Source organism: Chitinophaga sancti (assembly GCF_034424315.1).
GTDB classification, from domain to species: domain Bacteria; phylum Bacteroidota; class Bacteroidia; order Chitinophagales; family Chitinophagaceae; genus Chitinophaga; species Chitinophaga sancti.
In genome coordinates, this window is the sequence record NZ_CP139972.1 from 4,830,173 (window position 1) to 4,851,867 (window position 21,695).

Below are 21,695 nucleotides of genomic sequence, written 5' to 3' on the forward strand. Positions count from 1 at the left end.
TGTTACAGTCAAAAATCATTCATGGTATGACTGGCCAATTTTGTTCTCAGATCATTCTAACCCAACAAGATATTTCCATCTCGAACAGCCCCAAAATCAAAAAAGCCTCCAGATTTCTCATCTGAAGGCCCCTAGTATTTTGCTAAACTATACAGTTTATTTAGCTGGCTACCGGGGACAACTTTCGAACCGATTTGTGGAAGATTTATCTAAAATATATGTTTTTATTAGCGAAACAAGCTATTGAACTCAGGTTATATAAAACTGTTGTGTACTCATCTATTCTGATTTTACGCTAACTCCAAAGCAAGATTGCTCCTGTTTCGATTGACGGGAATCAAGCTATCAATTTCAATATTATGTACTATTAAACCGTATTTATGGTGAATATTTCCACCAAATGACGCGCTTTTGCGGAAAACATTAGTCAGTTATACCTCAATTCTAATTTTATATTAAACTAAAATTGGGAATATTTTCTTCAATATTTGTATTTTCGATGAAAATATGCATCAAAATGAAGTCAAAAAAGCATATTCTTTTTCCTAAGCAGCAGATTCTACTGGAAGATTTTGGTAACAGGATAGCGCTTGCAAGGAAACGTCGTAAATTAACTGCTACTCAAGTTGCAGAGCGTGCAGCTATTGATAGGGGCACACTAAGAGCGATAGAGCAAGGAAGCCCTTCCGTTTCCATTGGCGCGTTTATAAATGTATTAAGAGTCCTGGGTCTTCAGAATGAAATAACAAAATTGCTGGAAGAGGATCCTATTGGAAGAAAACTACAGGATTTGAGATTACTGAATAAGAACTAATTAATATGGCCAAAACTGATATTTGGGTATATGCACATTGGAAAGGCATGGCTCAACCTAAGCTCATTGGTTCGCTTTCCGCAGATTTAGGTAAAACGGGGCAACAATTCAGTTTTAAATACCATAAGGACTGGCTTGAGTCTGCAGAGCAGTTGTTGCTGGATCCGGAAATAGGATGGTATACGGGCACACAATATCCAATAGAAAAGGAGAATTTTGGTGTGTTTGTAGATTCTATGCCAGACACCTGGGGTAGAAGATTAATGCAGAGAAAAGCAGCACAATCAGTAAGAGAAAAAAATGAGCACCGACCACGTTTAACCGATTTGGACTATCTCCTCCAGGTTAGTGACTTTACAAGAATGGGAGCATTGCGCTTCAAACTTCATCCTGATGGACCTTTTTTGAATAACGATAATGAAAAGCCCATTCCCCCATGGGCACATATTCGTGAGCTGCAGCAAAGTGCAGAAAAATTTGAGACAGATGAAGAAGTTAGTAATGAATGGCTTGAATTATTAATTGCGCCTGGCTCTTCATTAGGTGGGGCAAGGCCCAAAGCCAATATCATTGATGAAAAAGGGCAACTCTGGATCGCTAAATTCCCGGCAAAGAATGATACAATTGATAAAGCAGCCTGGGAATATCTTACATACCGTCTAGCTGTGAAATCTGGTATAAAAATGTCAGATTGCAAAGTAGAGCAAATTTATGGACCATATAAGACATTCTTAACAAAACGATTTGATCGGGAAGGTGCTGATCGCATTCATTTTACTTCGGCAATGACAATGTTGGGATATACAGAACAGTTACTTCGTGACAAAACTTCCAGTTACCTTGAAATTGCAGAGTTTATTCAATATCAGGGAGCAGCTCCGATGGAGGACCTTCATCAGCTTTGGCGGCGAATTGTTTTCAATATGAGTGTATCTAATACGGATGATCATCTCCGTAATCATGGTTTCATTCTGACTGACGCAGGCTGGCGACTTTCTCCGGCATATGACTTAAATCCATCAATCGACAAAAATGGTCTTGCATTGAATGTCGATTTGGATGATAACACATTGAACTATAAACTTGCTTTTCAAGTCGGAGATTATTTCCAATTAGGGCAAACTGAAATGACCAGAATTTTAACAGAGGTAACCAGCGTTGTTAGTAATTGGGAACAGGATGCAAAGGGAATTGGAATACCCCGATCGCAAATACAACAGATGGTGCCGGCATTTAGTACCGAATTAATGTAAACTTGTAATCAATAGAATCGTCATATTTCGACCCTTAAATACCTGTTTTACCTTCATCACAGGATAGAATAAGAACATACAATTCAACCATTCCCAATTAGGATTAACTGATAACCTTTTTCATTAACCTTTGAAAAGCTACAGGTATAGCCGAAGAGAAGATTGATATTAAGTAACGGTTGGAAAATCCTATATTCGTATCAATCTCTAACCTTAAAACATATTTAGCATGGCTATTTTTGGAGTTGGTTCTGTTTGGGATGGCAATGTTGAACAAAGAGAATCATTTTTTGAGAATGGAAATTATGAAATTGGATGGAGCCACGATGATGCACAAGATGTTTATTTATCGCTCGCTTACCTAAAGGCTGGAGATATAATCTATTTAAAAAGCAATCAGCCGGGGTCGAGAATAATTAGAGTTAAAGGAATAGGTATAGTTACTCATCCGATTATTCAAAATGTTTTTAATAGAATTTTTGCAGCTGATCCAATGCCTGTAATTGACCCTGTTATTCAAGTTAGATGGGTTAATACGGAGGAGTTTCAAATAGTAATCCCAGAAGAAATTGGTAAGCTAACTGCAATTAGGGCGTCAACCATCTATGAAGAATATCTCCCCTTTGTTCAAAATGCTATAATTAACCGACTCTTCAACTGACAAATCATAATGACTGCCATTGCATATCAATGGGTTGTTACTATATGGTGGTCCCCAGTCTTAGGACCGGTAATCGTTCCTTTTAAGCTTTTAAGTGTTAAATGATTTACTGGGCTTTGCCCTGTGAATCATTTGGCACAAGCCCCCGGCAGGGGATTATGCGGCTTTGGCCATATAGGCTTCTATTGGGGTTGAATAATCCAATGATTGATGCACACGCGTACGATTATAAAAATTAAAATATCCTTTCAGCCCCTGATAGAGCGAAAGACCATCTTCGTGTACGTTCAGGTAAATGTGCTCATATTTAACACTCCTCCACAGTCGTTCGATCCATATATTATCCAGTGCCCGACCTTTCCCGTCCATGCTTATTTTGATTTCATGTTCTTTTAACAGACCGGTAAACACTTCGCTGGTGAACTGACTGCCCTGATCTGTATTAAATATTTCCGGCTTACCGTGTTTCAAAATTGCAACATCTGCAATATCTCTGCACCACTCTGCATTCATGGTATTACTTATGCCCCAGTTGACTACGTAGCGGGTATGTACATCAATAATGGCGCATAAATACATGAAGCCCTTTTTCATCGGAATATATGTAATGTCGCAACACCAAACCTGGTTAGCTTTATTGATATCGATGCCTTTGAGCAGGTAAGGATATATTTTGTGAGATTTATCCGGCTTACTGGTGTTGGGTTCCTGGAATAGTGTGTTCCAGTTTACCAATTTCATCAGACGTCTTATTCTCTTTCTGTTAATATTATACCCTTTTAGACGCAATAAAGCCATCAATCGACGTTCCCCATAGAAAGGTGTCAGAAAGTATTGCGCGTCAAGAATGCGCATTATTTCCAGATTCTCGCTTGTCTCCGATACAGGAACATAATACAAACCACTCCTGTGCAGCTTTAAAAGCTCACATTGACGGCGAATACTAAGGTATGGATGATTTGGTTCAAGCATGGAACGACGGCTGGATAATGACCTGGTTACAATTTTTTTTTCAGGAAGTCATTCTCAACTTTAAGCTGACCTATCTGTGCATACAATTTCTCCAGTTGATCAGCTTGTTGTTCCTGTTGTTTGTTTCCAGATTCTGAATCAAACGCACTGGCAAGTTTGGCTGCCGCCTCTCGTTTCCATGTATTGATTTGTGTGGGATGCAAATCATACTTCTTAGCTAGTTCTTCAACTGTACTACGCTCTTTTAAGGCTTCCATGACTACTTTCGCCTTGAAGTCTCCAGTGAATTTTCTTCTGCTTTGCTTTGTCATTATTTTGGCAATTTAAGATGTTTTTTACAATCTTAATTACCGGTCCAAATTTCGGGTACCATTATACTATTCATACTTTTGATGATGGAAATGGTCATATTGCGGGAGCTATCGCAGAGATGTTGTTAGCTCGTGCGGATCAGAATAAACGGCATTTTTATTCAATGGCTACCCAAATCCCAAAAGAGCATAACGAGTATTATGATGCATTTGAAAAAACACAGACGGGAGACTTAGATATCACAATATGGCTGGAGTGGTTCTTAAATTTTCTATATAGATCGATGGATCGTACTAATCAAACTATAGATAAAATTATAGAACGTAATCATTTCCTAGGAAGTCATCATAATACAACCTTCAATGTTCGAAAACGATAAATGTTGCAAGTACTCTTGGATAACTTCTTTGGGAATCTGAGTGTGTCCAAGTTGGCTAAAAGGACAAAACATCTACTGATAATGCATTGAGGGACATTGAGGATCGGGTTAAAAAGAATATCCTTGAACAAGAGGGTAGCAGGAAAAATACAAGACATCGGCTTAAGCATATTGAATAGCCACCTTGCTCATTTAAATTTGTTGAATACCTCAGGAGGGTGAAAAAGCTGTGTTCCAAATTCAGATACTAAGCCTTATAATAGGACGACCTACTTCGTAAGGATGGGATTAATTACCTACTAAAAATCACTCTTGTCCGGGTAAAATAAAGGTATAAAAATAAAAAAGGGGCAATTACGCCCCAATAGTTTATAATTTTGGGTTACCACACTCAAAACATAAACTTGGATAAAGATAGAAAATTTCCCGGACACCCGGTTTTGTCACAAATATTAGAATTAATACCTACCGGGTTAATACAATCTGCTAATCGAAAACATCAGGCAAACCGATATTATAAGCGTTTGCCACTGCGGATCCACCTGGTTAGCCTGCTATATGGTGTATTTAGCTATTGCAATGGACTTCGGGAAATTTGTGAGGGCATGCTGGCCTGTGAAGGGAAACTAGCCCATCTCGGTCTTGACAAGGCTCCTGCTAGAAGTACCCTTTCGGATGCCAATACCAACCGAAAGTACCTGGTCTTTGAAACGATTTATTATGGATTACTGAAGAAATATAACTCATTTATATCGGACAGCCGACTGAAAGGGTTAAGTATTCGGAATTTGAAAATCATTGATAGTACAACGATTTCATTGTTCAGTGAGATACTACAAGGCGTAGGCCGTAACCGATTGGACGGTTCCCGGAAAAAGGGAGGCATCAAAGTACATACCCTAATGGATGCATTTAGCGGAGTCACAGAGTTTGTGAGGATTACCCCTGCCAAAGAGCATGACCGTAAGTTCCTGTATCACCTGAAGTTGAAGGAAGGTAGTTGGATAGTTTTTGATAAGGCATATAATACATATCACCATTTTGCCAAATGGACTGCTCAAAAGGTGTGGTTCGTTAGCCGAATGAAAGACAATGCTGTATTTCATGTAACAAAAGTGCTGGTGGATAAAACGAAGAAAAAGCAAGCCATTGGCGTTATAAAAGAGCAATATATCACAGTGGGTATTAAAACAAATGGAACTGTGACTGAACGGCTAAAGCTGCGACGGGTTATTTATAAAGCCAAAGATGGGAAAAGATATATTTATATAACCAATGATTTTACTTTACCGGCATCCAAGATAGCTACTATCTATAAAAATCGATGGATGATAGAGCTGCTCTTTAAGCAGATTAAGCAGAACTTCCCATTACGATACTTTTGGGGAGAAAGTGATAATGCTATCAAAATGCAGGTCTATTGTGTACTAATCGCTCAGTTGCTAATGGTCGTGATCCGGAAAAAGGCGGCTACTAAAAAATCATTTGCGAATATGATTACCGTAATCCGATTGCATTTAATGAGTTATGTGGACCTGCTTGAGTTTATAAAAGACACTTATAAAGCATGGAGGAAAACACATAATGCGTCATTTGCCTTTTCCACGTAATTAAATAGAGGGGAGCTCCCCTTGAAATCGCAACATTAAATTTTAACCCTGTATGCCTTGACTGCAAAGCATACAGGAATATTTTACCCCGGAGTTACCCGGACAACAATGACTAAAAATATAAAGAATGGCTATGGATTTTAATTATTTTGAAGAGCACAGAAAGAATGGCTCGCTGAATGAGCTAATTAAGCAAATTAAGTTTTACCATGAAAAGGGGCGATTTTCTGGTGTTCATAATGATCTTATGCATTATGTAGATCAATATGCAGATGATGCAACAAAGAATTTCCTTTATCAACACATTGAAAATTTAAATAGGGTCTGCTGATATAGTAATAAAACATTGTTAATCAATATGATGTGGCTTGTTTTTTGCTGTAGAAGTGTTTGTATATTGAAAGATTCATCTTCAAAATCATGCAGCAATGATACGTTACACTCCTGCAAAACAGTTAACCTTAGAAGGATTTTCAACTCCTTTTTCGCAGCAATTATCCACTACAAACCGATGGGTTATACTAGCTGCAAAGATTCCGTGGGACAAACTGGCGGACGTGTATTATAAAAAAATGCGGGCAGATTTCGGTGCTCCAACATTGAGTGCCCGGATGGTAATAGGTGCAGTGATCATCAAACATATACTTAACATAGATGATCGGGAGGTAGTAGAGCAGATCACGGAAAATATATATCTGCAATATTTTGTAGGCTTAAGCAGTTTTCAACAGGAGGCTCCCTTTGATGCATCATTGATGGTCAGTATTAGAAAAAGATTAGGCATAGATGTGATGTCCAGATTGAATGAGATTATTTTGCAGGAAGCCGGACTAATCAAAGCGAATGAAGAGAAAACAGCGGATACCCGCAGTGAGGATGATCAGGATGGGAATGGTGGAAAGAGTAATAACAATGTCTTGAATGAGCATACAGAGAGCGTAAAAGGAAAGTCATCTGATGGGCTATCAGGAACAGTCATGTTAGATGCGACAGTGTCAGAGCAACAGATCGAATATCCAACAGATATCAAATTATTAAATGAGGGTCGCCGTCAATTGGAAAGGATGATAGAGCGGGGATGTCAGGTAGCAGAACTGGTGATGCCGCGCATGTATCGGAGAATAGCGAGGAAGCAATATTTGAACATTGCCAAAAAAAAGAACAAAAGCAAACGAGATATACGCAGAGGTATCCGACAGCAATTACAATATGTTAAACGAGATTTAAAGTACATCAACTGGCTGATAGAATCAGAAGCTAATTTCAAGGGGGTGCTGAAAATGAAAGACTGGAGGTTAATACGGGTGATCCAGGAAATGTATCGTCAGCAGGCAGAGATGTATAAGAATAGAGAGCATAAAATATCGGATCGGATTGTAAGTATCTATCAACCGCATGTACGTCCAATACCGAGAGGTAAAGACCGTGTATCAACTGAGTTTGGCAGCAAACAACTGGTGATGTTGAAAGATGGCTACACCCATATAGAAAAACTGAGCTGGGATAATTACAATGAAGGTTCATTGTTGACCGAAAGCCTTGAAACATATAAACGCTTGTTTGGGTGCTATCCAGAGCGTGTATTGGGAGATCAGTTGTTCGGCACACGTGAAAACAGACGATTCATGAGTGGAAAAGGGATCCGTTATGTGGGCAAGCCATTGGGTCGGCCCTCATCAAATAGTAAGGAGCAAAAGCGATTATTGCAAAAGGAGATGCCGGAACGAAATGCGATCGAAGGGAAGTTTGGACAGGGGAAAAATGCATATGGACTGGGCAAAATCAAGGCCCGCCTCAAGGATACAGCTGAGAGTTGGGTGATGTCTATATACTTTGTTATGAATCTGCTTAAACTGGCAGCAGGTTCTTTGTTGTCAGTACTGCAGATCTATTACTGGCTGGTAAAGGAGGGCTATTTGACCACAATGGGGAATAGATCCGATACACAATTTATATCCCGGTATCTGAGACATTAAGAAGGGTAAATCGATTCGGTGTAAAAATGAAAAATAACAGATCGGGAACTTATTCAGCAGACCCTATGTAGTGTCTGCTGAAACGGTACAGGTACTAATTGACAGAGTATCGAGTTTGCTAACTTTAGCAGAACAACTTTACAGAGATAAACTAGTGTTAGGTTAATTATTAATTGACGGATACAATCTTTTTAACATCACTCTTGCTTCTTTGTTTGTGAATTGCCAGTTTATTTGGCTGTTCTTATTGTTTCGATTAGTTTGCCATTCAGTGACCTCTTCTTTTACCTTCTCGATTGTAGATATATGCCTGTTCAGGCATTGTCCATTCAATACGTGCAATTCTATTTCGGCCATATTTAACCAGCTTCCATGTTTTGGGGTATAGATGAATTCAAATCTGTCACACAGCCTTTTTGCTTCTTTGGGTTCAAAGGTCTCATAAAATGCAGCACCCGTGTGCGTTTTGAAATTATCCATCACCAGGGTTATCTTTTTCGCTTTGGGATATTTCTTATCTGCGATTTCTTTAATAAACATTGCCCAATCCTTTCTGGCTTTGAATGCTGTTACCTCCACAAAACGCTTCCCTTTCAATGGTTCATTTGCTATAAATATATTTACCATGCCATGTCTAACGTACTCGTAATCTACTCTTCTTTCCTGACCAGGCTTCATAGCAACTGGTTGTCTCACTTCATCGACTAACTGTTTTGGCGACTCGTCCATGCAAATAACAGGATAATCAGCATTATAAGGCCTTTTATATACATCTAACACGTTCTCCATCTTTGCCACAAATTCGCTATTACAATGCGGTGGGATTACCCACCCTTTTGATTTCCAGGGCTTAAGTTCATTTTTTTTAAGACCTTTCTTACTGTTACATGAGAGATCTTTTCTACATACTTTAATTCAACCATCTTGTCTGCCAGGAGCCGTAATGACCATCTAGCAAATCCTTTAGGTGGCTCACTACAGCATAATGTGACTAACTTCGCTTCTATATCTCCATCCACTTTAGACTCGTAAATACGATTTGAAGGCCGTCTTTCTAATACCCCTTCAAAGCCTTCTTCAATAAATTTCTTCTTAACCCGATCTATTGTGCGCATCCCAACTTTCAAGACTTTACTTATTTGCTCGTTGGTCACTTTTTCCGAGTACTTCCCCTCATCACAATTTAATAGAATATAAGCCATACGAAAGGTTTGAGAAGTATGTGAACCTTTATTTATTATGCTGTGTAATTCTTCAACTTCACTCTTTGTTAATTTAACGGTATAGCGTATCATCTCCGGAAATATTTCTTCAAATATACATTATATTTACGTCATTTGATATTTAACGAAACACTAGTTATCCTAACCAATAGTCAATCTATTGCGTTCCCTTTAACTATTAACCATAAGCCAGCCTGATTCTAATACAACCATTTAATGACAATCACCAACAACATTTTCTAATGAAGAAAATCCCAAAGTACATAGAATCGGCCGTTTGGAATAAAGAGGAAATATCAGACCCTTACCAGGTAATAGCAGAAAGCTTTTCTTCTGGTAGTTTGGTTTATTACCGGAAGAATATAAAGAAGATTATCCATTTTTCTTTTTCAGAGTACAGTTGGAAAGAAAATCCAGCGGATATTTTCTATCGTTTCGGCTTAATAGAGAAAATAATTAATGCGGCTTACTTGATTAACAAAGAGCAAAAGAAAAATCCTCTTGATATTCGACCAAGTGATGTTTTTAATCCTAATTTATATAGTTCAAGATGGGGTGTGAACTCTGACTGGGAGAACTTTCCAAGAGCGCTATCAATGAAAGAATTTATGAACCCCTATTTAGTGCTACGTCGTTTTTTTGAATATAGAAAATTGTCAGAATGGAAAGATTTGCTTAGATCATTTTCTGAATCCATTTTTGATACACAGAATATAGAGTATGAAAGTGTAAACAGTTATGATTGTCTAACAATATACTTCCATTTAGTTAAACTGTTAGAGGCTGTACATTTAATTGATGTGCGGGAAATAACTCATATTGAGGGACGTATTAAAAACAAGTTTTCTAAGAGCGTTATTTAGCACAAATAAGACGGTAATACTATTTTAACTCCTTTCAAATATCAATCAATATAAAAGTAAAAGGATTTAACAGGTTTTCATAAGGTAGGTATTATGTAGTCACTCTTTATTGATAAGGCAGTCACTCGGCAATGATAAAGAATCCAATAGTCTGTGTAACAAAATCAAAAATCTATATCACAAATCAAACAATAGAGTGCTAGAAATATTAACATTTTGAACCCGATAAATGAATAATGGTACCCGTTCAGACCCGATTGTACCAGAAGGGGAAAGTGAGTTTTTACGCCGTTGTAGCTTTGCCCTATTAAAACAAATAATATGATAAAACTGACTAGAGAAGAATTTGAAATACCATCCAGTGCAATGCTGGAAGTATGTAGTCTAATCTGTGAACACGAGCTATCGCACCAGATTCTTTCAGTAGATGATGATATGGATATCATCAATATCCAGTTACACTACTCGAAGCAGGAGCGTGAAGTCATTCACCAGATAGAAGACCTGATAGCTGATCATGGGGAAGACGACGAAGAAGACGATGAGTAGTGAGTTACGTTTTTTAACGAAGGGAATGGGTGTATTTATATGCACTCATTTCTTGTTTTAATTAACTCTCTCTACATAACATCTGCGAATACAAACTTATTCAGTATGGACAATAAACACACTGTTCAAATAAATACATCAATGGATGAAATGCTGGAATCAAAAGCATTTGTGCAATTGGATGTTAGCTCAAAGACGGATAACCTTATTCGACTTCCAACAATAGCAGATTTACGAATACTTGCCCGGATATTATTATCAGTTGATCAGCCGAAAATCACTAATGAAAAAATTGTAGACATCTCTTTACCCATTGAAAATATAGCCGCATGAGTAATTTAACTGCATTTTCCCAGTTTGGTAACTATTCAAAAAATGCCAATGTAAAGGTATCCGATCAGGCTGCCATTTTTTATACCCGCGTATCCAGCAAAGAACAGGCAGACCACAATCTTAGTCTGGATATTCAAAGAAAGACAATAGAGGACTATGCACAACGTAGTAACCTCAAAGTCCTAGATTATTTCGGAGGCACCTATGAAAGCGCAAAAACGGATGGTAGAAAGGAATTTATGAGGATGCTGGAATTTATCAGAACACATAAAGGAAAGGTAAGCCACGTACTTGTCTATACCCTTGATCGTTTTTCCAGAACAGGTGGAGCCGCCATTAAGCTAGCAGAGGATTTAAGGAATAAGTATGGGGTAACTGTGTTTGCAGTTACTCAACCCGCAGATACCTCAAACCCTAGTGGCGTATTACAGCAAAGTATACACTTTATATTTAGCCAGTACGATAATCAACTTCGTAAGCAACGGGCAGTAGCTGGCATGAAAGAGAAGTTTGACAAAGGCATTTGGGTTACAAGACCACCACAGGGATATGATATTGTAAAAACGAACGGCCAGAGGAAGATTGTGATAAATGAGGAAGGAAGGAAGCTAAAGAAAGCCTTTATCTGGAAGTCAGAGGGAATGAAAAATGATGAAATCCTGCTCAAATTAAGGGCAATGGGCGTTAAGATGTATAAACAGCAACTTAGCAGAATCTTCCAAAAGCCGTTTTACTGTGGGATTATTAATCATGGTTTGTTAGAAGGAAAGATTGTGGAAGGTGAGCATGAGAAGATGATTAGTCAGGAAGTCTTTCTTAAAATAAATAATATCCATATCAATACACCGGGTTACGGTGTGCCGCATCAAAGGGAGCAAGATGCTATACCATTAAAAGTGTTTATCAAATGTGATACCTGCCACAAACCATTTACAGGATACGTAGTGAAGGCGAAGAGCTTATGGTATTATAAATGCCGTACAGATGGTTGTAAGTGTAATAAGAGCGCCAAACAGATGCATGAGCTATTTGAACAGCTATTAAGCCTCTATTGTATACAGGAAGGTCAGATAGATAGATTTACAGCAATACTTCTGGAAGAATACCACGAAATCAATAAAGAAAGTCTGGAACTGGAAAAGATATTAACCGGACAGTTAAGAGAATTAAACAAAAGGATAGATGATTTAGAAGAAAGCCGCTATGTTCTTAAAGAGATGAGTCAGGAAACCTTTCAAAAATTCTATACCCGGTATAATAAGGAAATAGAAAATATTGCCAAGCAACTGACAGAATGCAAACAAAGCATTTCGAACCCTGAGGAAGCCATCAAAAATGCATTAATTCTTTCATCTAAACTCGCTACTGTATGGCATTCCAGCGACATAGGCAATAAAGAGAAACTGCAAAAATTGCTCTTCCCCGAAGGAATCATCTACGATCGCAAAAATGTGGCATTTCGAACCGGAAAAGTAAATGAAATATTTAAGCGAATCGCAGACCTGTCGGGCAATACAGGCACCAATGAAAAAGGGACAAATCATCACAAGTATGATTTGTCCCTTTCAGCGGACCAGACGGGACTCGAACCCGCGACCTCCGCCGTGACAGGGCGGCATTCTAACCAACTGAACTACTGATCCTTTTTCCCCTTTCGGAACGCGAATGTACATAATTCATTTGAACTACCAAATTTCCTTACCTCTATTATCATGGATTTTTTTCCTCCCATACAAATCCCCCATCACCTGCAGCCCTACATTTCCAATGTCTGATACGCAGCAACACCCTCTGCAACCGTCATCCCCATCTACGCTGATGGCCAGACCGGCATTATCTTCCAGCAATCCGGCATGACCCTCGAAAACCGGGAAGAAACCTCGCTCATTCCTTTGTCTTCGGCCAAACCCTGGACCCAATTACCCTCCACACACAACCCAATTGCCCTGTACCAAGCCTCATCTTTCACCCCCACATCCTCCCCTCCATCTTTCGCCTATACGCAAAAGAACTAACCGATGAATGCATTGACATGTCACTACTACCCGCCCTTCCCAGAATAAATCTCCATGAGCAACTCTGGAATACGGTCTCGACCCAACGTCAATTTGAACTACTATTCGCTTACCTCGAAAAAATGATCAACCCCATAGACGCCAGCATGCAATACGCTACCAGCCATATCCTGGCCACTAAAGGCAAAACATCTCTCAAAAACTTACAGCACCAGCTTAACCTCACAGAACGAACCTTTGAATGCAGATTTGAACAATACGTCGGCATCTCCCCACGCCTATTCTCCAACATCGCCCAGTTCCAGGCAGCCATCCGCATGCCGGATAGTGGCCGATTTTCAAAGCTCTCCGACATCGCCAATGGCTATGCAGACCAGTCTCACTTCATCCGCTGGTTCAAAAAATTCACAGGCCTCACCCCACTGGAACATTGTCGGAATCATTCTATTTTAAAAACCGGTATCTGCTGAGCTTTGTGCTGTAATAAAACAAGCAGATGACACAGCTCCTGATCTTAATTACTTTCCTTTTCCCAAAACTATCCGACTACAAACAAGCCTCCCTGCCTTATGATGTGGCTACACCATTATTTTCCGATTATACCGACAAGGAAAGAAAAATCAGTATTCCCCCAAGCGAAAAAATGATCCTCACTGGCAATGGCTAGCCATCCTCATCCTCGGCTTAATCGCCGGCATTTTCTACTGCTGGTCAATATCAGTAACAAAAGGCCTGGCCTTACTCCCCGACAAAGAATATTTACCAGCCTTTCAAAAACTTAACCAGGCCATCTTAAACCCTTTGTTCTTCATCTGCTTCTTCGGGCCAGTGATATTATTACCTATCTGCATGTACCGTCATTTCAGCATTTACCTGTTGCTGGCTACGCTGAGTTATTATCTCGGTGTTATGGTGGTAACAATACCAGGAAATATCCCCCTGAACAACATGCTGGAAGCATTCACTATCCAGGGGGCAGCTGTAGATGAATTACATCTGATGCGTGCACAGTTTGAACAAAAATGGAACATGCTGAACCACATCAGAACATTGTGTAGCCTCGCCTCATTTATATTAGTTATGATTTAGCAACAGCCCACCTGTTTTTCAACATAGCCCGTATGGGCGCATCCACATACTTCACTATCAGGTAAGCCGTAAGCGCCAATGCAGCCGTTCCGAAAATAATCATCCAGGTCATCGTTGCAAGACCTGGTTTATACTTTTCTACATAACTCATAAACAGCCAGATGAAAGGATAATGGATCATGTAAAGCGGATAAGAAATATCTCCCGAAAACAGGCAGATCTTATGTGTAATCTTATTCGTACCTGCACCGGCACCTAACAGGATCAGGAATGGGAAAAACAACACAACCACCAATGGGTCCAGGTACCAGTTGTACCGCTCTGAAAATGGAATCAGGAATACTGCGAACAACAATATCGCTACAGGAATGAACCCGGTTTTCACCCTCACCTTCCAGCCTAAACGGTAAACCAGTATACCCGCCAGGAAGGAATAAAACACCCGGATAACGCCGCCAATTACGTTGTCACCACCCCAACCTACTCCAAGGAAATTGGATCGTTTGGATTCATAAAACAATAAGCCGGCAGCGATCACAATCAGCACCCACAGGATTTTTTTGGACAATCTTACGAGAATAAAAGCATAGGCAATATTCGCAACGTACTCCCAAAACAAAGACCAGGTAGGCGGATTAAGATGAAAAAGATTGAACCAGCGCTCCTTTACCAATGGATAAGGGATCATGAGACAGGATGTAATAAACAACAGCAATGTCTTATCCCCATAAGTGTGAAAAAGATTGGAGAAAGGATCAAAGATAAAGACCAGCAGCCCTATTACCGATCCGATAGATGCATGATAAGCTGTTTCGAACATTTGATTCTTTTGTACGTGGATTATGAAAATATGAGACCTTCGGTAAAGATTACACTTTATCTGATAAGTTGCAAGTCTTCAAATCCACGTACATAAAACATCTATCTATTTCTCTCTCTGCCCACAGGCTTTCAAATCCATTACAAACTGCTCCACAGCCTCCGCACGCGTATTCCAACTCGTCACCAACCTGATCGCTGCATGCTCCTCATCCAGCTCCTGCCACACATAAAACGCATAGTTCTTCTCCAATGCTTTTATCACCTTCCACGGCAACACAGGAAAGATCTGATTCGTCTTCGACGCTATCAAAAACTCATAACCCGCTTCTTTAATCCCCGCTGATAACTTCCCAGCCATCTCATTCATATAAGCGCCTATAGATAAATAAGTATCCCCTTTAAAAAGCGCTCTAAACTGAATCCCCAACAATCGCCCTTTTGCCAGCAAGGCTCCCCTCATTTTCAAATTATAAGAAAAGTAATCCTGCAAAGATGGATTGTTAATCACAATCGCCTCACCAATCAATGCCCCATTCTTCGTTCCCCCGATATAAAACGCATCTGTATACTTCGTCAGATCCTCGTACCTGATATCTCCCGCCTGCATGCCCGATGCCAGCCTTGCGCCATCTAAAAAAAGCACCAGGCCTTTACGCTGACAATATTCATACAAGGCTATCAGTTCCGCCCGCATATAATGAGTACCTAACTCTGTAGAATTTGAAATATACACCAGTCTTGGGAGTGGCATATGCACCGCTTCTACTTTATCCACAACAGACGCAATCAGGGCTGGTGTGAGTTTACCATCTTTCGCAAAAACAGTTTCAATCTTATGCCCCGTTGCTTCAATAGCCCCCGTCTCATGATGAAAAATATGTCCTGTAGTAGCTGCGATCGCCGATTCGTAAGGTCGCAGTACCGACGAGATAAAAGTAAGATTCGCTTGTGTTCCCCCGGAAACCAGGTGTATAGCAGCTCCTGTATTGCCGATCTTCTGATGGATCAACTCAATAGCCTGCTGTGTATAATCATCATCGCCATAGCCCCCCTGTTGTATCAGGTTGGTATCAGCTAAGGCCTGCAGGATAGCGGGCAAAGCCCCTTCACTGTAGTCGTTTTTAAAACTTATCATAGCGCAAAAGTATAACCCTCAGCAATGCTAAAAATGTAAATTTCTCTCATATCAATGCCGCCATCAACTTAACTCAGAACTTCGCATGGCCAAGGAAACGATGTTCACGGCTCCAGGGAATTGGAACTGTGACACTTAGATGCTTTATTATGATAAAAAAAAGAGGAAGTAAACAGGCGGGGTATCGGGAGTTCCTGCAAAAAAAACATTGCCTCCCTAAGCATCATATTAGATTTATTCTAAAAAATAAGAAAACTTTTAAAAAAATTCATTTTTAAAAATATTTTTTTGTTAAAAAACAAATCTCTAAATTTAATCAACACAGCGAAACAGCTGTATAACATTCAAAATCTAAAGAAGGCCCAAAGTCACACTATCCCAGAATGTCGTTTGAAAAAGAGCAGCTACGAATTGCACTATCTTAATAACCATCTATTATTAGCCCATGTGTATCTTTTGTCAACAAAAATAAACTGACTTAAAAACTCAATCTAAATTGTCTGATTCCCATGTATGTGGGTAAAATCCGTATCGATCCTCAAAATAAACTGTATGAGAATAGCACTATAATCAAAATACAATTTTATCGTGCCCTATTTGCTGTCACATAGTGTGATAAAATTCGTATACCCTATTTTTCCATCCACCACAAATTATTCCAACATATTCTGCAGAACGAGGGTCAGCCGAAAACCTCTGTAAAAGAGTAGGCATTTGTTATCAATCAAATTTAGTCTTTTATTACAAAGGCAAAATGACCATGAAATTTGAACAACTGAACCATCAGCTCTTCGAGCAAATTTCAGCCGAAGACATGAGCAAAATCAATGGGGGTGCTGCACCTGAAATGTTCATCTCATTGACCGACATCCGCAATACTGTCATTATTGAACAGCCTTCTGTTAGCCTCCTTGTTGAACCAGTTGACGCTGGAGATACCGATTGATTTCGATTATGAAGCAGGAATGTCTGGACAGGCATTCCTGCTTAAAATTATGCAGCAATGATCATCATTATAAGCCAGGCAGAAGGTGAACACTCCACTGTTTTTGTGATGGACTGGCTGCACTACAGGCAGGCCAGTTATCGCCGCATTAATGGTAGCGATGCAATACAGCATTTTTCTTATCACATCAGTAACACCGGTGAAAGTGAATTACATGCTTCCGGCGAATACCTGCAGGACATAACCGATACGCCAAACGTAATATGGTACCGGCGCTGGATGGGCAGAAATGTTGCCCTCCGCGATAGCATGCGTTTGGGAGGTGACGATAATTTTATCAATGTTTTTAACTTCATTCGCCACGAACGCAGCACATTGCGCCAGCATTTCATTAGTCAGGTTAAACCCATACATCGGCTCGGCAATCCAGATAAGGATGCCCTGAATAAACTGGATGTACTGACTGCTGCCGGTAAAGCAGGTCTCACCGTGCCCCGCAGCATTGTCACAGCTGACAGGGAAGTATTACAAAACTTCTGCAATACAACCGGACCTGTTATTGTGAAGAGCTTGAAAGATCCAGCCATGCTCTCCTACCAGGGTGATAATTTTGTATCTTATACCGCTGTACTCAACAACGAAGACATCGCAAGCCTGCCTTCGAATTTTTTTCCATCACTCGTACAGGAGCGGGTAGAGAAGGCTTTCGAAATAAGGATATTTTATCTCGATGGTCAATGCTATGCCATGGCCATCTTCTCCCAGTCAAACACACAGACACAGGTAGACTTCAGAAAGTACGACAAAAAGCATCCCAACAGGAATGTGCCATATACTTTACCACCAGAGATTATCAGCAGCCTGCACACCCTCATGCAATCACTCGACCTCAACTGCGGTTCTATTGATATGATTAAGTCACCCGAAGGGAAATACTATTTCCTGGAAATAAACCCTGTAGGACAGTTTGGTATGGTATCCTTTCCCTGCAACTATTTCCTGGAAGAAAAAATAGCCGATTGGTTAATTGAAAAAGATCACCCATGAACTCACTATTTGAAAACCCGGTACAACAGTGGATTACAGAAGAGCTGAGTAAGCAACAGGACAACATCCCGCTTTGTTATTTCAAGCTATCTCAGGCAGAAACCTCCGGGAGTACGCCCTCTACTGAAAAATGTGATTTTTATAACGAGCATCATTACTACTGCGTTCCGCTATATAAATTCGTTTCACAATATTCTTCTATTATATGACCCAGCATATGCAAGCATGGATGCTTTTCGCCTGTTGCGTGCCCGTAAAAGGCAGCAGAAGAAGCCTCATTTATGATCTGCAGAGAGGCCGGTATTATTTTATACCCAATGCGCTTTATGAACTGATAAAGGAGCATGAAGGCAAGCCACTGGAGCTGGCTAAAGCTGCATATAAGCATGAGCACGACGAAGTCATAGACGAATATATTGATTTCCTGTTCCGGAATGAACTCGCATTTTACACAGATACACCCAAGGCTTTTCCGAAAATTTCTATGGAATGGAAATCACCCTATCATATCACGAACGCAATTATTGATAGTGATGCCAGTTCCAATCATCCCTATGATGAAATCATCCGTCAGTTGAGTGAACTGGGATGCGCAGCACTGCAATGCAGATTTTATGATAGCGTGTCAGCCGATCAATTATTGACAATACTCGCTGCTACACAAAATTCCAGGCTAAGATCCGTAGAACTGGTACTTCCCTACACACCCGCTATTACAGACGAAGTACTTGAATCGCTTTTCGTAGCACAACAGCGGCTTAATACAGTGGTTTTGCACAGCGCACCGGAGGCTTCCCGCCAAAATAAAGTGAAGCAGAATGGTGCTGTCATATATCTCACAGAACAAATCACCAGCGCCGCTCATTGTGGTTTTATCAGCGCTGCTCACTTCAGAACAAATATTGAACTTTTCACTGAATCACAACTTCACAATTCCTGCCTGAACAGGAAGGTGGGTATTGATGCAGGCGGCTTTATTAAAAACTGTCCATCGTCAGACCGTAGTTTTGGTCATATACAGGATACACCTATCACAACTGCAATTAAACAAGCCGGGTTTACTCAAAACTGGCAGATATCAAAAGACCAGGTGGCCGTTTGCCGTGATTGTGAATTCAGGTACATGTGTGTGGATTGCCGGGTATTCGTGACGGACGATGCATATAGTAAGCCTTCCAGGTGCAGCTATGATCCCTATACAGCTACCTGGGCCAACGAAGCAGATGATCCTCAGCGTAAACAGTTTAAACGCCTGGAAGCCACAACTGCTGATTAAAAATAAATCCTGCTCATGCGTAAATGTTTTTTCTTTCTCCTGTTTATTGCCATCATGCACCAATATGTAACAGGGCAGATCATTGTTACAGGAAAGGTGTTGGACGCTGGGTCTGGTAGCGGAATTACTGCTGCCAGTATTCACCTGACAGACCTGAAAGGGAAAACATATCCCATCATACAAACGGATAAATCCGGCCACTTCCAGGTGTCTGCCCCGGATACCGGTACCTATTCTCTGCATATCTCTGCTGGTAATTATGCCCAGGCAAAACTTTCCATCTTCCTGGCAAAAGACACTACCCTCACAGATATTCGTTTAAGTAAACAATATGACCTGGGCGAAGTGACCATTAATGGTGCACAGGTCAAGATCAGCCGCAAATTTGATAAAGTAACGGTTGACCTTTACAATACTGTTCTCACCAGTGCCGGTACTGCATTTGACCTGCTGCAGAAAATGCCTTCCGTGATCTTACAACAGGATGGCACTGTCATGCTTCAATCTAAAATAGCGACTGTCATGATTGATGGCAGACCGCTTAATTTAAGTGGCAATGATCTGAAAACATACCTCAATGGTTTGCCCGCTGGTAGTATCAGTAAAGTGGAACTAATACGTAATCCCTCCGCGATGCATGATGCGCAGGATGCTGCAATCATTAATTTAGTGACCAATAAAAGCCTTAAAGCCGGCTGGAATGGCAATATCAGCATAGGCATGACACAAGGACATTATTCCCGTTATTATCCCTCCATAGACTTTAATTACCGCCATAAAAAGATTAACCTGTATGGCGCGTACAGCTATACCCATGTCAAGGAATTAACAAGTACCAGTAGCAGCCGTCCTTTAAGCGCGGATCTGAACCAGGTACTGGATATTGAAACCCGCGCTACGCTGAGTAATAAAACACAAAACCTGAAGTTGGGATTGGATTATACGATCAGCAAAAATAGTTTAATGGGTGTTGTATTGTATGGCAGCTCCAATCGCCTGTCACAGGACCTGACTAGCAATACCCGGTTTACACATGCACAGCTGCAGGACTCCCTCATCAGGTTAGCGACCCTTAGCCACGTGAAGGCATTTTCGCCTTCTGTAAACCTTTATTATAAACTGGTCACTGATACCACCCGGCATAGTGAGCTGACGCTGAACCTGGATTATTGGCACTATAACAGAAAGCCTGAGCAGTATTTCAATAATTCATTTTATGATAACCTGGATAATCCCTACCGGGATAATCTTATTTTAAAGAGCAATACGTCCGGTCTTAATAACATTTATTCGCTGAAAGCAGACTATATCCATCCGCTTAAAAAAGGCAGGTTATTATTTGGTCTTAAAACATATTTGACCAAAAGAGATAATCATTTCATCTGGCAAAATTTTGCAAATGACAAATGGCAGATAGATGATAACATCACGAATCAATTCCTGTATAATGAAAATATAAATGCACTCTATTCCGGTTATGAAAACACCTGGAAGAAAATAAGTCTGCAGCTGATGCTCAGGGCAGAACACACCAATATTCATGGGAAATCAGTGACCATCGATCAGCAATTCAGCAAGCACTACATAGACCTGTTTCCCAGCGTAAACCTGGAATACAACCTTTCTGCGAAAAATCAGTTCAACTTGTCCTACCGAAGAAGCATCAGCCGGCCTGCTTATAACAACCTGGATCCTTTCAGGCAGTTTCAGGACCAATATAACTATACACAGGGCAACTCCCGTTTGTTACCTGCCATTTCAGGCGCATTGGAATTAGGGCATTCTTACAACAATATCCTGTTTACCACCCTCAGTTATACCTGGTCAAAGAATGTCATCTCCATGCTGTACCTGCAGGATCCTGAGAACAATGCACTGACCACCACTTACGATAATCTCTCGGCCACAAAGAGCTGTGAGCTGGATGTTGCTGCAAACCTGGCAATTACAAAGCATTGGACCAGCTCTATCTCTACAGTGCTCACCTATAATTATGTAAACACACTTTTCCGCGAGGCACCGGTTAAAAACGAAGGCTGGGGCTTTAATCTCTTCCTGTTTAATAACCTCCTCTTACCTAAAAACTTCTCTGCCAGTATGGTCATGGCCTACAGTGCCCCTTATAATGGAACTATATTCCAGTATTCAGCCAGTGGATTTATCAACATTGGTATCAATAAAACCTTGTTACATAACCGGGCATCAGTGAACCTGGCAGTAAATGATCAGCTCACGCATGTGAGTTTTCAAAATAAAACGAATTACAATAACCTGATGTATGAGCAACGCATTTTCAGGGATAACAGGACCATTACGCTGACCCTACGTTATAAGCTGGGCAACCTGAAGATAAAGCAGAGTAGTAACAGGAAAACAGGTATTGAATCAGAAAAATCCAGGATGGATAATAAATAACATAA

Annotated in this window: 23 protein-coding genes, 1 tRNA gene and 1 pseudogene; 19 read left to right on the forward strand and 6 right to left on the reverse strand. The window is 40.3% G+C overall.

Annotated features, from left to right (window positions below; all coding sequences use genetic code 11):
- Window positions 1-517: 517 nt before the first annotated feature.
- The 3 genes from U0033_RS18600 to U0033_RS18610 all read left to right on the forward strand — a co-directional run bounded on the left by U0033_RS18600 (window position 518) and on the right by U0033_RS18610 (window position 2,728).
- Complete coding sequence (locus tag U0033_RS18600; RefSeq protein ID WP_072366793.1) at window positions 518-814, forward strand: helix-turn-helix domain-containing protein; 297 nt, start codon at window positions 518-520, stop codon at window positions 812-814.
- Window positions 815-819: 5 nt separating this feature from the next.
- Entirely contained in the window at window positions 820-2,067 is a 1,248-nt protein-coding gene (locus tag U0033_RS18605; protein WP_072366789.1) for a type II toxin-antitoxin system HipA family toxin, read from the forward strand.
- A 229-nt stretch (window positions 2,068-2,296) separates the two neighbouring features.
- Window positions 2,297-2,728: a hypothetical protein gene (locus U0033_RS18610; RefSeq protein ID WP_072366791.1), complete on the forward strand. Its 432-nt coding sequence runs from the start codon at window positions 2,297-2,299 to the stop codon at window positions 2,726-2,728.
- Window positions 2,729-2,884: 156 nt separating this feature from the next.
- On the opposite strand, the gene U0033_RS18615 is transcribed toward U0033_RS18610, so the two are convergent.
- Both U0033_RS18615 and U0033_RS18620 read right to left on the reverse strand, forming a co-directional pair.
- Window positions 2,885-3,700, reverse strand: coding sequence for an IS3 family transposase (locus U0033_RS18615; protein WP_322518462.1), 816 nt, complete (start codon window positions 3,698-3,700; stop codon window positions 2,885-2,887).
- A 26-nt stretch (window positions 3,701-3,726) separates the two neighbouring features.
- Window positions 3,727-4,011: a transposase gene (locus U0033_RS18620; RefSeq protein WP_072366656.1), complete on the reverse strand. Its 285-nt coding sequence runs from the start codon at window positions 4,009-4,011 to the stop codon at window positions 3,727-3,729.
- Window positions 4,012-4,028: 17 nt separating this feature from the next.
- Here U0033_RS18620 and U0033_RS18625 point away from each other — a divergent pair, with 17 nt between their 5' ends.
- From U0033_RS18625 to U0033_RS18640, 4 genes are all read left to right on the forward strand, one after another.
- Window positions 4,029-4,391 carry a Fic family protein gene (locus U0033_RS18625; RefSeq protein WP_322518461.1) on the forward strand — a complete coding sequence of 121 codons (363 nt, stop codon included), beginning with the start codon at window positions 4,029-4,031 and terminating at the stop codon, window positions 4,389-4,391.
- A 404-nt stretch (window positions 4,392-4,795) separates the two neighbouring features.
- On the forward strand, window positions 4,796-6,001 hold the full coding sequence (locus U0033_RS18630) for an IS4 family transposase (RefSeq protein ID WP_326980837.1): 1,206 nt from the start codon (window positions 4,796-4,798) through the stop codon (window positions 5,999-6,001).
- 127 nt (window positions 6,002-6,128) lie between these two features.
- The gene (locus U0033_RS18635; RefSeq protein ID WP_322518459.1) at window positions 6,129-6,332 is read left to right on the forward strand and encodes a hypothetical protein; all 204 of its coding nucleotides are present in this window, start codon (window positions 6,129-6,131) and stop codon (window positions 6,330-6,332) included.
- 97 nt (window positions 6,333-6,429) lie between these two features.
- Window positions 6,430-7,977 (forward strand): IS5 family transposase, encoded by a 1,548-nt coding sequence (locus tag U0033_RS18640; protein ID WP_322518427.1) that lies wholly within the window; start codon window positions 6,430-6,432, stop codon window positions 7,975-7,977.
- 162 nt (window positions 7,978-8,139) lie between these two features.
- Here U0033_RS18640 and U0033_RS18645 read toward each other — a convergent pair.
- Window positions 8,140-9,272, reverse strand: a protein-coding gene (locus U0033_RS18645; RefSeq protein ID WP_322518458.1) for an IS630 family transposase whose coding sequence is annotated in 2 segments (ribosomal slippage) — window positions 8,140-8,849 and window positions 8,849-9,272 — 1,134 coding nt in all. Because the reading frame shifts where the segments join, the coding sequence is not laid out codon by codon here.
- 170 nt (window positions 9,273-9,442) lie between these two features.
- Between U0033_RS18645 and U0033_RS18650 the strand changes: the two genes are divergently transcribed.
- The 4 genes and pseudogenes from U0033_RS18650 to U0033_RS33445 form a co-directional block, all read left to right on the forward strand.
- Complete coding sequence (locus tag U0033_RS18650; RefSeq protein ID WP_072364215.1) at window positions 9,443-10,063, forward strand: hypothetical protein; 621 nt, start codon at window positions 9,443-9,445, stop codon at window positions 10,061-10,063.
- Window positions 10,064-10,384: 321 nt separating this feature from the next.
- Window positions 10,385-10,612 carry a hypothetical protein gene (locus U0033_RS18655; protein ID WP_072364216.1) on the forward strand — a complete coding sequence of 76 codons (228 nt, stop codon included), beginning with the start codon at window positions 10,385-10,387 and terminating at the stop codon, window positions 10,610-10,612.
- A gap of 105 nt (window positions 10,613-10,717) precedes the next feature.
- On the forward strand, window positions 10,718-10,945 hold the full coding sequence (locus U0033_RS18660; protein WP_143150878.1) for a hypothetical protein: 228 nt from the start codon (window positions 10,718-10,720) through the stop codon (window positions 10,943-10,945).
- Window positions 10,942-11,715, forward strand: a pseudogene (locus tag U0033_RS33445) (recombinase family protein); the annotation flags it as partial. The gene U0033_RS18660 and the pseudogene U0033_RS33445, both read left to right, overlap by 4 nt.
- 799 nt (window positions 11,716-12,514) lie before the next feature.
- On the opposite strand, the gene U0033_RS18665 reads toward U0033_RS33445, so the two are convergent.
- Window positions 12,515-12,588 (reverse strand) — tRNA-Asp (locus U0033_RS18665).
- 389 nt (window positions 12,589-12,977) lie between these two features.
- Between U0033_RS18665 and U0033_RS18670 the strand changes: the two genes are divergently transcribed.
- From U0033_RS18670 to U0033_RS18680, 3 genes are all read left to right on the forward strand, one after another.
- Window positions 12,978-13,430, forward strand: a complete 453-nt coding sequence (locus tag U0033_RS18670; RefSeq protein WP_083571761.1) for a helix-turn-helix domain-containing protein — start codon at window positions 12,978-12,980, stop codon at window positions 13,428-13,430.
- Window positions 13,431-13,456: 26 nt separating this feature from the next.
- Window positions 13,457-13,627 (forward strand): hypothetical protein, encoded by a 171-nt coding sequence (locus tag U0033_RS18675; RefSeq protein ID WP_177318690.1) that lies wholly within the window; start codon window positions 13,457-13,459, stop codon window positions 13,625-13,627.
- A gap of 182 nt (window positions 13,628-13,809) precedes the next feature.
- Entirely contained in the window at window positions 13,810-14,049 is a 240-nt protein-coding gene (locus U0033_RS18680) for a DUF1772 domain-containing protein (protein ID WP_317043310.1), read from the forward strand.
- Here the strand turns inward: U0033_RS18680 and U0033_RS18685 are convergent.
- Entirely contained in the window at window positions 14,039-14,869 is an 831-nt protein-coding gene (locus tag U0033_RS18685) for an acyltransferase family protein (protein WP_083571762.1), read from the reverse strand. The genes U0033_RS18680 and U0033_RS18685 overlap by 11 nt on opposite strands.
- A gap of 105 nt (window positions 14,870-14,974) precedes the next feature.
- Entirely contained in the window at window positions 14,975-16,006 is a 1,032-nt protein-coding gene (locus U0033_RS18690; RefSeq protein ID WP_072364221.1) for a threonine aldolase family protein, read from the reverse strand.
- Between the two features lie 760 nt (window positions 16,007-16,766).
- Here U0033_RS18690 and U0033_RS18695 point away from each other — a divergent pair.
- The 5 genes from U0033_RS18695 to U0033_RS18715 are packed head-to-tail and all read left to right on the forward strand — an operon-like array spanning window position 16,767 to window position 21,690.
- Window positions 16,767-16,952 (forward strand): hypothetical protein, encoded by a 186-nt coding sequence (locus U0033_RS18695; RefSeq protein ID WP_143150879.1) that lies wholly within the window; start codon window positions 16,767-16,769, stop codon window positions 16,950-16,952.
- Window positions 16,953-17,009: 57 nt separating this feature from the next.
- The gene (gene gwsG / locus U0033_RS18700; protein WP_072364223.1) at window positions 17,010-17,999 is read left to right on the forward strand and encodes a grasp-with-spasm system ATP-grasp peptide maturase; all 990 of its coding nucleotides are present in this window, start codon (window positions 17,010-17,012) and stop codon (window positions 17,997-17,999) included.
- On the forward strand, window positions 17,996-18,208 hold the full coding sequence (locus tag U0033_RS18705; RefSeq protein WP_143150880.1) for a hypothetical protein: 213 nt from the start codon (window positions 17,996-17,998) through the stop codon (window positions 18,206-18,208). Before gwsG ends, U0033_RS18705 begins: the two co-directional genes overlap by 4 nt.
- 8 nt (window positions 18,209-18,216) lie before the next feature.
- Window positions 18,217-19,275, forward strand: coding sequence for a grasp-with-spasm system SPASM domain peptide maturase (gwsS, locus tag U0033_RS18710; protein WP_177318691.1), 1,059 nt, complete (start codon window positions 18,217-18,219; stop codon window positions 19,273-19,275).
- 15 nt (window positions 19,276-19,290) lie between these two features.
- Window positions 19,291-21,690, forward strand: a complete 2,400-nt coding sequence (locus U0033_RS18715) for a TonB-dependent receptor (RefSeq protein ID WP_083571763.1) — start codon at window positions 19,291-19,293, stop codon at window positions 21,688-21,690.
- Window positions 21,691-21,695 lie beyond the last annotated feature (5 nt).